The sequence below is a fragment of the Chitinimonas sp. BJB300 genome, from assembly GCF_002735695.1.
GTDB lineage: Bacteria > Pseudomonadota > Gammaproteobacteria > Burkholderiales > Chitinimonadaceae > Chitinimonas.
The window spans coordinates 1-11,408 of sequence record NZ_PDZH01000124.1; the positions used below are offsets into that span (position 1 = coordinate 1).

8 protein-coding genes and 1 riboswitch are annotated in these 11,408 nt (G+C 54.5%); of the genes, 4 read left to right on the plus strand and 4 right to left on the minus strand.

Going from position 1 to position 11,408, the window contains the following annotated elements:
* Positions 1–109: 109 nt before the first annotated feature.
* Positions 110–973: a methylenetetrahydrofolate reductase [NAD(P)H] gene (gene metF / locus CSQ89_RS17270; protein WP_099407346.1), complete on the minus strand. Its 864-nt coding sequence runs from the start codon at positions 971–973 to the stop codon at positions 110–112.
* Between the two features lie 171 nt (positions 974–1,144).
* Between metF and CSQ89_RS17275 the strand changes: the two genes are divergently transcribed.
* Together CSQ89_RS17275 and CSQ89_RS17280 are read left to right on the plus strand one after the other, a co-directional pair.
* Positions 1,145–1,918, plus strand: a complete 774-nt coding sequence (locus tag CSQ89_RS17275; RefSeq protein WP_099407339.1) for a Crp/Fnr family transcriptional regulator — start codon at positions 1,145–1,147, stop codon at positions 1,916–1,918.
* 251 nt (positions 1,919–2,169) lie between these two features.
* The gene (locus tag CSQ89_RS17280; protein ID WP_099407340.1) at positions 2,170–2,697 is read left to right on the plus strand and encodes a hypothetical protein; all 528 of its coding nucleotides are present in this window, start codon (positions 2,170–2,172) and stop codon (positions 2,695–2,697) included.
* A 40-nt stretch (positions 2,698–2,737) separates the two neighbouring features.
* On the opposite strand, the gene CSQ89_RS17285 is transcribed toward CSQ89_RS17280, so the two are convergent.
* The 3 genes from CSQ89_RS17285 to metK form a co-directional block, all read right to left on the minus strand.
* A complete protein-coding gene (locus CSQ89_RS17285) occupies positions 2,738–6,151 on the minus strand; it encodes an ATP-binding protein (protein ID WP_143747082.1) in 3,414 nt (1,137 codons plus the stop codon).
* A gap of 319 nt (positions 6,152–6,470) precedes the next feature.
* Complete coding sequence (gene ahcY / locus CSQ89_RS17290; protein WP_099407342.1) at positions 6,471–7,880, minus strand: adenosylhomocysteinase; 1,410 nt, start codon at positions 7,878–7,880, stop codon at positions 6,471–6,473.
* A 74-nt stretch (positions 7,881–7,954) separates the two neighbouring features.
* Positions 7,955–8,021: riboswitch (S-adenosyl-L-homocysteine riboswitch) on the minus strand.
* Positions 8,022–8,248: 227 nt separating this feature from the next.
* A complete protein-coding gene (gene metK, locus CSQ89_RS17295) occupies positions 8,249–9,418 on the minus strand; it encodes a methionine adenosyltransferase (protein ID WP_099407343.1) in 1,170 nt (389 codons plus the stop codon).
* Positions 9,419–9,508: 90 nt separating this feature from the next.
* On the opposite strand from metK, the gene CSQ89_RS17300 reads away from it, so the two are divergent.
* Complete coding sequence (locus CSQ89_RS17300; RefSeq protein WP_186293314.1) at positions 9,509–10,375, plus strand: lysophospholipid acyltransferase family protein; 867 nt, start codon at positions 9,509–9,511, stop codon at positions 10,373–10,375.
* Complete coding sequence (locus tag CSQ89_RS17305; protein WP_099407345.1) at positions 10,372–11,232, plus strand: LpxL/LpxP family acyltransferase; 861 nt, start codon at positions 10,372–10,374, stop codon at positions 11,230–11,232. The genes CSQ89_RS17300 and CSQ89_RS17305 overlap by 4 nt, the downstream gene beginning before the upstream one ends.
* Positions 11,233–11,408: the final 176 nt, after the last annotated feature.

Sequence of the window (11,408 nt, forward strand, 5' to 3'; positions counted from 1 at the left end):
CAACCTCACAGCTTGCTTGCGCCTTTCGTGCTGTTCTTGCCGCGACAGCTTGCGTCCGTCTTCTTTGTCCATTTCTATCAGTTGGGGGCGGACACCAATAAATCAACCCTTAGTTGCCGGGTGAATAGTTGCGGATATCAGCCAGCCCTAGCCGCTGCCATATAGTGGAAACGTTGCCAGCCGCATTGAGCGTGTAGAAATGCAATCCAGGCGCACCGCCATCCAGCAATTTGCGGCACAGGTCGGTGATTACATCTAGCCCGAGCGCCTTGATCGATGCGGTGTCATCGCCATAGCTCTGCAATTTCAAGCGTAGCCAGCGGGGGATCTCCGCGCCACACGCATCTGAGAAACGCGCCAATTGGCTGAAGTTATTGATTGGCATGATGCCCGGAACAATAGGGATATCAACACCACGGGCGCTTACCTCATCGACAAAGGCAAAGTAGGCATCTGGGTTGAAGAAATATTGTGTCATCGCTGAGTTCGCCCCCGCCCTGGCTTTGCGGATGAAATTGGCGATGTCATCGTGTGCGGAACGGGCCTGCGGGTGGTATTCCGGGTAGGCTGCCACCTCGATATGAAACCAATCGCCATGTTCCGTGCGAATAAACTCGACCAACTCGTTAGCGTAGCGAAACTCGCCAAACTCAACCATACCGCTGGGGATATCACCCCGCAGGGCAACAATACGGCGAATGCCATGATCGCGATAAGTGCGCAATAAGCCCGCCACATTCTCACGAGTCGAACCGACGCAGGACAAATGAGGTGCAGCTTCAAAGCCTTCCGACTTGATTTCCAACACCGTAGCGAGCGTGCCTTCTTGCGTCGTACCACCGGCGCCAAAGGTGACGGAAAAGAAAGCAGGCTTAAATTGCGCCAGTTGGCGACGAGTATTGCGCAGCTTCTCGATACCCTCCGCTGTCTTGGGCGGGAAGAATTCAAAGCTGAAGGTAGGAGATAGGCTCACGGCACGCTCGGCAGGCAAATGGGGGGATTGAATGAATCCTATCACTCCGCTTGCGCTTAGCTAATGAATTGTATGCATGCAGGGGTTGCGCCGATGCCCACAAACACCGCACAGAACGTCCTTGGCGCGGTGTTCAGTTGACGTAGGTCGTACGTAAACAGAACCTAGTCTATGTTAACTACTCGTCACTGTGCTTCCACCACCATGCCCACCCCACACTTACACTCCAGTGTACTCGACAAAGCACTGCTCCAGCTCATGGTCGAAAGAGGTGGGACGAAATCTTTCCCATCCAATGCCCTGCTCATCAACGAAGCTGATACCACGGATTCGATCTACATCATCTTGTCGGGGCGGGTAAAGGTATTCGGTGCATCAGAGTCTGGCAGAGAGGTCATCTACAACACCCTTGGCCCTGGCGAATATTTTGGTGAGTTATCGCTGGATGGCAAACCAAGATCGGCTTCGGTAATTACACTCGCGCCAACCAATTGCATTGTGGTCAGTAGCGTGCAGTTACGCGACTTCCTGGCTCAGTACCCAGATTTTGCGCTGCACTTGATCTACAAATTGATCGACCTGCTACGACGTAAAACCGCCAACATCAAGAGTTTGGCGCTGGACGATGTTCATGGCCGCATCATGCGCGTACTGGAAGCACTGGCCCAGGAACAAGACGGGCGCAGGGTGATTCGCGAGCGATTGACCCAGCAGGACTTGGCCGACCGAGTAGGGGCCTCTCGCGAGATGGTTAACCGCGTGCTGACCCAGCTAAGCCATAGTGGCCATATCTGCACAGAAGGCCGGCATATCGTACTGCTGAAGCCACTGCCCATCCTCCCACACCCAGCTAATCACGATGGCGCCAAGCGTGAATCTAAAGGCTCAAACCTGACGAATTCGGATATGCCGCCTCTTCGCCATACGCACCCACCAGCCAGCTGAAAAACCGGCCGGCGCTGGTATTTTTTTCCATGGATAGCATGCCGTAGTGCATAGAACATTCGGCACACGGCACGCTACTGTGTACCCGTCACAGAAGTCCCCCGATTCAACCATGATTATGGGGCGGCTTGGTGGGACCTCATCAGCAACCCAGTTTCAGATTGAAAACCCGTTCTTGACGCAATCAGCATCAGCCGGATGGCTGCAGATTAGCAATACAAAAAACTAATTAATAAATTCAAGGAGGTAGTATGGAAACCGTACAGCAAGCCCTTCCCAAAGCAGTCCTGATTTTCACTATCGAGAAGCCCAGCGATTTCATCTCAATCATGGACACATCGATCTGCCACACCTCCGCCTGTACCAAGGCGCGCTTGACACTGGATTCGACCACGCCCGGCGTAAGCTACGACCCGGTAACGGACATCGTGGCTGTCACACAGAAAGTCTGGTTGGAATTCTCAGTTGCGCCCGACACCACAAATAAAAAACCGCTTCTCTATCATGTCGTCGGCATGGCTTTTAAGGGAGATGGGGGTGATGTGGTGGGTTTGAAAGCCTTCCCGGTACAGCACATTACCAATCACAAACTTGAAATAGACGCCAAGGACTACAAGCTCCGCATCGTCACCGTCAAAGACGCCGACCCAGCACACGATGACTTTGATTTTCTGCTGCTTATCCAGCGCAGCAGCGACGGCGCCTTAGGCGTTATTGACCCAAAGATCGTGAATGTGACCTTCGGCGTTATTCAACCAAAGATAGTGAATGTGACTTAAATCCTATAAGGGCCGACCTACCAAGCCTGGTAGGTCGGAATTACCAAACCTGTTTATAAGCCGTAAGCAACGCCCGATGTACAGGTACCGCGTACAGAAAACGCTGCCGCGATTCTGCATTGCCCATCTTTTGTGCTCGTCCCATCAACTCTGTGTGCGCCCTAACCAATAAATCAGTTGCCCGAGAGTCCTTGGCGGCATTGAGTACTTCATAACTATTCAGCAGGATACGCATTGGCTCATCGCATCCATCCAAGCCTGCACCGGTGGACAGATGGGTCAGAATATCATCGACCAACAACTTTGCCCGGCTGACGTCCTGGCGTTGCAACGCTTCGAAGGCCAGCGCAGCAACGGCTTCCAACGCTAGATGGGGCATGTCCAGCTGTCGAAACATGTCGCAAGATGTTTCAAGCAAGCGCACCGCTGTCGTGGTTTCTCCCAGCGCGAGTTCAGACTGCCCCGCAACCCGCAAAGCAGCAGCTTCAGCCCAACGGTCACCCGCCGCGCGAAGCAACGTCAATGCTTGGCTTGCGTGTAGACGGGCTGGCTCCGCCATGGCTTGGTTCAACATCACCAAAGCAATATTGATATGGATAATGCCGGCATTCTGGCGCTGGCCTATTGCTTCACACAAAGCCAGCGCTTGCAGATATTGCGCCTCGGCCGCACTAAAATCGCCTAAGCAAAATGCAGCATAGCCAAGGTTGGCTAAAGTCCCACCTTCGTTGGTGCGATGGCCCGTTTCGCGGTGTATCTTCAGGGCCGCCTGGTAGTAACGAATTGCAGCATCATAGTCACCCGCATCAGCATGGTCCGACCCCAATTGGTTCAATATGGCTGCTTCCACAACCTTGTTGTCCGCCATCTTCGCGTACTTAAGACCCGACTCCGCCAGCGTAGCAAGCTGTTCTCGACGGCCAAGCCGGCCATTTGCCACCAGCATCATCAGGTACGCACGCGCCGCACATTCCGGTGCCGCTGCAGGTGCCCAATCCAGCGCCTGCTGGGCGTACTCCAAAGCCTGTGCTGCATCCCCTCCTTCGAATAAGAAGCTAGCGCGACGATGCGCCGCTTGGGATCGTTGCTTATCCACCTTGTTCAACTCAGCCATTCGCTCCAACTTGGCCAAGTGGATAACGAGACCGTCCCTTTCACGTAATAACTCCAAGGCGCGTACCTGGATATGGCAAAGCTCAAACTGCTGGTCATAAGCATCAGCAGGCAAGAGGTCCAGCGCACGCTCTGCAAATATCAGCGCCGAACTATTCGCATAGCGTGCCAATGCCGAATCTGCCGCCCGATACCAATACACTTGGGCCTGCACCAACTCATCACCACGCTCGTAGTGTTCAGCAATCAAATCAAAATGGGCATTACTGGATTGCGCAGCCAACCAACGCGCGACGCGGACGTGAGCTGGAGACCGATTGCGCTTAAGCACACCGGAATAGCAGACCTGATAGAGGCAGTGATGCTTGAAAGCAAACTCACGCTGCCCAGCCAGGCTGCTCTCTGAGCGCTCGACAATCAGTGCACGGTTCACCAAGCTGGTCAGCACCATATCCAAGGCGGCATCGGGCTCATATAGAGCAGCGTTCCAGAAGACCGGCCCAACCACCGCAGCCATTTGCAGCGTACGTCGCTCCAATTCAGGCAATGCATCCATGCGCGCTTGCAAAACCCCGGTCAGTGTCGTCGGCAGGGGCGCGTCCTGCATCGCCATCGCCTGCCATCGCCAGCCAGCGACATCGCGGACAATGGCGCTCTGGTCGAGCAGCATATTGACCCGTTCCTCCATAAAGAACGGATTACCGTCGGCTCCCTCTGTGATCAATGCCCGCAATTCGGCAGGGATACTGTCCAAGCGTTGCAACAAGGCTTCTGCCAGCGCGTTGCTGTCCGCATCATCAAGCTTGGCCAATGGCAATTGTGTATGCCGGGCCAGCAGGGCGCTCCATATAGGTCGGTCTTCCAACCAACTAGGGCGAACCAGACAGATCAGGCACAGGGGAAGATCGGCCTGTTCCACCAACAGGTAATGAATGAAGTCCAGCGAACCCGTATCTGCCCAATGCAGATCATCCAGCAATAACAAGGGCTGGCCTTGATCTGCCAAGGCGCGCAAAAGTCGGCTAGCGAAAAAGAAGCTGCTATCGCGAAGTTGGCGTGCATCATTGGCGAAGCCACGCAAAGCCGGGTGCTGACCGAAATCGAGCCCCAAAAGATGGCCCAGTACGGCTGCATTATCTTCACTCCGCAACCGAAGTCCCACCACTGCCAACCATTGGGTGCGCGCGGCCCCCGCTGAATGGGCGGCTTTAAGACCGAGTAGCCGAAAGAACAGCTGGCTCAGCAAGGCATAGGGCTGGCTCTGGTTACTCTCACACGCCTCGGCATATCCCAGGCAGACCACCTGCTGCTGCGCCGCCAACCAATAACGGAACTCCGCCAGCAGTCGGCTCTTTCCCATGCCGGCTTCGCCAATCACACTCAGCAAACGCAAGCTCGGAGAACGTTCGACACAGAATGCGGTAAAGGCGCATTGAAGCTGGCGCATTTCGTGCTCGCGCCCGATCAATGGGACCTGCAAACCTTCCACTCCGCGCGAAGGCTGGCTTTGAACCACCGAAGTACCTGAAACCAAATAACTGACGAGCGGCTCGTCGCAGCCCTTAACCTGCATGGGCTCCTGTACTTCCACCGTAAACAAGCCACGCACATGCCGGTATGTTTCGCGGCTGATCCGCAATCCACCTGCCGGCGCGGTCTGCTCCATGCGGGCAGCAATGTTCACTGCCAGGCCGCGGATACTGTTTTCACCATCCACGCCACCACCCAGCAAGACGCTACCCGTATGGATGCCAACTCGCACATTAAAGCCGGTCCGGCTAAACTCTGTCAGCACCCGCGCCGCCTGATATCTACCCTCTTCCAATAGCGCCAAACCAGCCTGCACAGCCAACTCCGGGGCTCGCTCACTCGCCTCCAGCCCAAATACAGCCAATAGGCTGTCCCCCGCATACTGCAACACCCGACCATGATGCTTGATGACCAAAGCGGTAAAGCGCGCCAACGCGCCATCCATTACGGTATTGATGTCCTCCGGGTCGAGATGCTGGCTCAATGCAGTCGAACCCACCACATCCAAAAAGAGCACCGTCAGCTGCCTGAGTTGCTGCTCATTGAGGTTGAGCTGCAATACAGCCAACTGCTCCCGCAAAGGTGCAAGCGCAAGATCAACGGCAGCATTGCCCAACACGTGACGATGGGAATCGAGCGTGGCAATCGCAGCTTTCAGCTCAGCAATACGCACGTTCACAACAGGGGCCTCTTCATATTCATCCAGCAAACCAATTGTCGCCGACAGGTTCCAGCGCATAGGCGAAGGCGATCGCTTATCCAAGGTTGTGCTGCGATAGGTTTTACGAATTACATCCAATGGTGGCGCCAAGTCCTCACGCCGAAAAGCGATGCGTTAACTCGTTTTACTTCCATAAGCTGTTGTGAGGCGTCTTGCTATAACACGGTAGTACCCCAAAAGGCTGCAAGTTGGGATACAAGCCGGCACCACCCAATTTATGTGAATATTCCCTCTAATAATAGACTCCTACTTCATTGTGTCTGCCGGACCATGCGCTGATGTTCTGAACGGCTGGATGTTTTCTTCTGGGTGGGCAAAAAAAACGCCCCGCAAAGCGGAGCGTCTCTTCACACCAAACCTACCCAGGAAGCAGCGCTGGAATAATTAGCCGCGCTGCAATCACCCCGGTTTAGTAACGGTAATGGTCAGCCTTGTAAGGGCCTTCCTTTTTCACACCGATATACGCAGCTTGCGCGTCCGTCAGTGCGCTTAATTGCACATTCAATTTCTTCAGCTGCAAACGGGCAACCTTCTCATCCAAATGCTTAGGCAAGGTATAGACGCCAATCGGGTAATCACCATTACGGGTAAACAACTCGATTTGGGCAATGGTCTGGTTGGCGAAACTGGACGACATTACGTAGCTGGGGTGGCCGGTACCGCACCCCAAGTTCACCAAGCGCCCCTTGGCCAGCAAGATGATACGTTTGCCGTCAGGGAAGATTACATGGTCAACCTGTGGCTTGATCTCTTCCCACTCGTATTTCTCCAGCGCAGCGACTTCGATTTCGTTGTCGAAGTGGCCAATATTGCAGACGATGGCCTGGTCCTTCATTCGTACCATATGGTCGTGGGTGATGATGTGGTAGTTACCGGTAGCGGTGACAAAGATGTCTGCCTTATCCGCGGCATATTCCATTGTCACGACACGGTAGCCTTCCATAGCCGCCTGCAAAGCACAGATCGGATCAATTTCAGTTACCCATACCTGGGCGCTCAAGGCACGCAAGGCTTGGGCCGAACCCTTACCAACATCGCCGTAACCGGCAACTACCGCCACCTTGCCAGCAACCATTACATCGGTAGCACGCTTGATGCCATCAACCAACGATTCACGGCAGCCATATAAGTTGTCGAACTTGGACTTGGTCACAGAATCATTGACATTGATGGCTGGGAACTTCAACTCCCCACGCTGGTGCATCTGGTAGAGACGATGCACACCCGTCGTAGTTTCTTCTGTTACGCCCTGAATCTTGTCCAGGCGCACCGAGTACCACGTCGGATCCGTCTTGAGTTTGGCACGGATAGCGGCGAACAGGATGGTTTCCTCTTCGCTGCTTGGGTCAGCCAGAACACTAGGATTTTTCTCAGCCCGTGCACCCAAATGCAGCAGCACCGTGGCATCGCCGCCATCGTCAAGAATCATGTTCGAGTAGCCGCCGTCAGTCCACTCAAAAATGCGGTGGGTATATTCCCAGTATTCGGCCAGTGACTCACCCTTAACAGCGAATACCGGCGTACCGCTGGCAGCAATCGCAGCCGCTGCATGATCCTGCGTCGAAAAGATATTGCACGAGGCCCAGCGGACCTGTGCACCCAAGGCCTGCAGGGTTTCGATTAACACAGCCGTTTGAATGGTCATATGCAGCGAACCCGTAATACGCGCCCCCTTAAGGGGACGTACGGCAGCGAATTCTTCACGAATCGCCATCAAACCCGGCATTTCGGTTTCAGCAATCTTGATCTCCTTGCGGCCCCAATCAGCCAGGGAAAGATCAGCAATGACATAGTCTTTGGTATCAGCCACGGTGTTCATCCTTTGAACAAAGTGGCCGGGTAAAGCGGGATGCGATTCTCACCTGCGATGCATCCCGTGCCCGGCACGGGTTGGTCAGGTGAGCGCAGTTTTGGGACACCGGGCCTGGGGTCGCAAGACCTCGCAGCGCTCCCCGGAGTAAGCGGATTCTATCTAACTACGATGCGAGGCGTCATCACTCTTTGCCCTATCAACGACCACGCAATGCAGAAACCGGAATGTAATGTAGTTCATCAGGATTCCGGACAGCACATGGGCCCGATCATGGCTGCGCAGTAAGATTGTCAACAAACTCTCAGCGTTATAAACAAAAATCCCCGCCAAATAAGCTTGGCGGGGACTTTTGTTTACTCATCTAGTAACAATTCTTACAAACCAGCATCTGCTCGTAGTACTTCTGCTTTGTCTGTCGCTTCCCAGCTGAATTCCGGTTCTTCACGGCCAAAATGACCATAAGCCGCGGTCTTGCTATAGATGGGACGCAAAAGATCGAGTGATTGAACAATACCCTTCGGCCGCAGATCGAAATGACGCTCAATCAGTTTGACGATCGCTTCATTGCTGATTTTGCCCGTATCCCAGGTATCGACCATGATCGACACCGGCTTTGCGACACCGATGGCATAGGCGACTTGCACCTGACATTGACGGGCAATGCCGGCTGCGACGATATTCTTGGCGATATAACGCCCCATATAAGCAGCCGAGCGGTCTACCTTGCTTGGGTCCTTGCCTGAAAACGCGCCGCCGCCATGCGGTGCCGCACCACCATAGGTATCAACAATGATCTTGCGGCCGGTCAGGCCACAATCGCCCTGAGGACCACCAATCACAAAACGCCCGGTAGGGTTGATGAAGAACTTGATATCACCCTTTATCAGTTCGGGTGGCAGAACCGGCTTGACGATATCTTCAATAACCGCTTCTTCGAGGATCTTATGGGCGATGTCGGGATGATGCTGGGTCGACAATACAATCGTGTCGATGCTGATCGGACGGCCGGTATCGGCGTCATAGCGCAGTGTGACCTGGCTTTTTGCATCGGGACGCAACCACGGCAGGCGGCCATCCTTGCGCAGTTCTGACTGGCGCTGCACCAAGCGATGCGACAGATAGATTGCCGCCGGCATAAAGGTGGGGGTCTCATCACAGGCATAACCGAACATCAAACCCTGGTCACCCGCCCCCTGATCCAGGTCAAGCCCCTGGCCTTCGTTTACACCCTGTGCAATATCGGGTGATTGCTTGTCGTAAGCAACCAACACGGCACAGCCTTTGTAATCGAAGCCGAGCTCCGAGCTATCGTAGCCAATCCGCTTGATGGTTTCCCGCGCCACCTGGATGTAATCCACATTGGCATGGGTGGTGACTTCGCCAGCCAGTACACATAGGCCGGTATTCACCAAGGTTTCGGCAGCTACTCGGGCGTGCTTGTCCTGCGCCAGAATAGCGTCGAGGATGGCATCCGAAATCTGATCGGCAACCTTGTCTGGATGGCCTTCCGAAACTGACTCGGAAGAGAACAGAAACTCGCGCATGGATTTTTCCTCTTGTCGCTGTACCGCAGAAAAAGCGGTGGGGTGGTCAAACCCGCTAAAATGAGCGGATTCGAATGAACTGTGATCTGGATGTTGATCTTACTATTGCGATGTATTTCGGCGTTACCCCTACTACTGCTGCACGCCATCGGCGTCATGGCTGGCTGGTTGACCTGGTTGCTAGACCGCGGCTATCGCGCACGGTTCCGCGATAACCTACGCCAAGCTTATCCGGGCAATTATAACCACTTGTTAAAAAGCAGCATCGCACAGAATGGCATGGGTGCATTAGAGCTGTTGGCGGCATGGACTCGTCCTGCTCATGCAGTCAGTCGATTGGTACGTACTTGTGAGGGCTGGCATCATGCCGCCGCCGCCCTGGCGCAGAAACGCCCGATTATTTTCGTTACCCCCCACCTGGGGAGTTTCGACATTGCGGGCCGCTATGTCAGCAACTTGTTACCCTATCCCTTGACTGCTATGTACCGCCCGCCAAAGCTCAAATGGCTTGAGCCGCTCATGCAGGCCGGCCGCGCCCGTGATAACGGGCGTACTGCACCCGCAACCGGCGCCGGCGTGCGCATTTTGATGAAGGCGCTCAAGGCAGGCGAAGCAACCGTTATCCTCCCCGACCAAGTCCCCAGTGGCGGGGAAGGTGTTTGGGCGCCTTTCTTTGGCAAACCAGCCTACACCATGAGCCTGCTGCCCAGGCTGGCCCACGCGACCGACGCGACCGTGCTGTTTTTCTTTGCCGAGCGCCTCAGCTGGGGCTGTGGTTTCAAAGTACATATCCAACCAATGCAGGGTGCTTTCACTGGCGATCGCCTCACAGATGCCTGCCTGCTCAACCAGAACATAGAGTCGCTGATACATATGGCGCCAACACAATACCTATGGAGTTATAACCGTTACAAGCATCCGGCCGGTGCACCCTTACCCGATGAGGCGCAAGCATGAAGCGGCTCGTTGCAGGCTTGATGTGGCTGATGCACTGGCTGCCGTTTCGCGCTATCGCCTGGCTTGGATATGGCATGGGGTGGCTGCTGTATCGGGTGGCCAGATCACGCCGACGAGTCGGTGAAACCAACCTCCGCCTTTGCTTTCCGACCCTGTCTGAAGCAGAGCGGCAGCTTATTCTGCAACAGCATTTCATGGCTTTGTCATGCATGTTGCTTGAATATGGCTATTGCTGGTTTTCTCCACGGGAACAGCTGAAAAAACTGGTTCAAATTGAAGGATTGCCACTCCTTCAAGCATTGGCGGGTCAGCCGGTTATCCTGGTCATGCCACACTTCACCGGGCTGGATATGGCGGGACTGCGTGTTTCCTTGGAAGTGCCGGTAGTAAGTATTTACTCCAAGCAAAAGGATGAGGGCCTTGACGCGTACGTTGAGCAAAAGCGCCTACGCTTTGACACAGGCATCGTGCTTTCCCGTCAAGCCGGGATTCGCCCTGCGTTAAAAGCACTCAAGCAGGGCTTTCGCTTCTACTATCTGCCCGACCAGGATTTTGGTATGCGTGATTCGGTGTTCGCGCCTTTCTTTGGCGTATCCGCAGCCACCATTACCGGCCTGTCCCGATTGGCCAAGGCATCAGGTGCGCAAGTACTGCCTTGTTACCCACGCCGTGAACGTGACGGCTACACCTTGGTGATTCAGCCACCCTTGGCAGACTTCCCCAGCAATGACGTACAACGGGATGCGACAAGAATGAATGCGGTGATCGAAAGCCAAGTATTGCAGCATGCCGAGCAATACTTTTGGCTGCATAAACGCTTCAAGACCCGACCCGAAGGCGAACCTAGCGTTTATTAATCAGGATGTGCATCGTAATTGAAAAAGCCCGGCATTGAGTCGGGCTTTTTTATTGACTGATGTTACGCAGTAGCTGCGAGAAGCAGCTGTAACTGATCATAAGCCGCGCGGGAGGCGTTGATCAGTAACTTGCGGCAAAGTGCGAATGGGTTCTTCTGCGTCTTGATGCTCAGGCA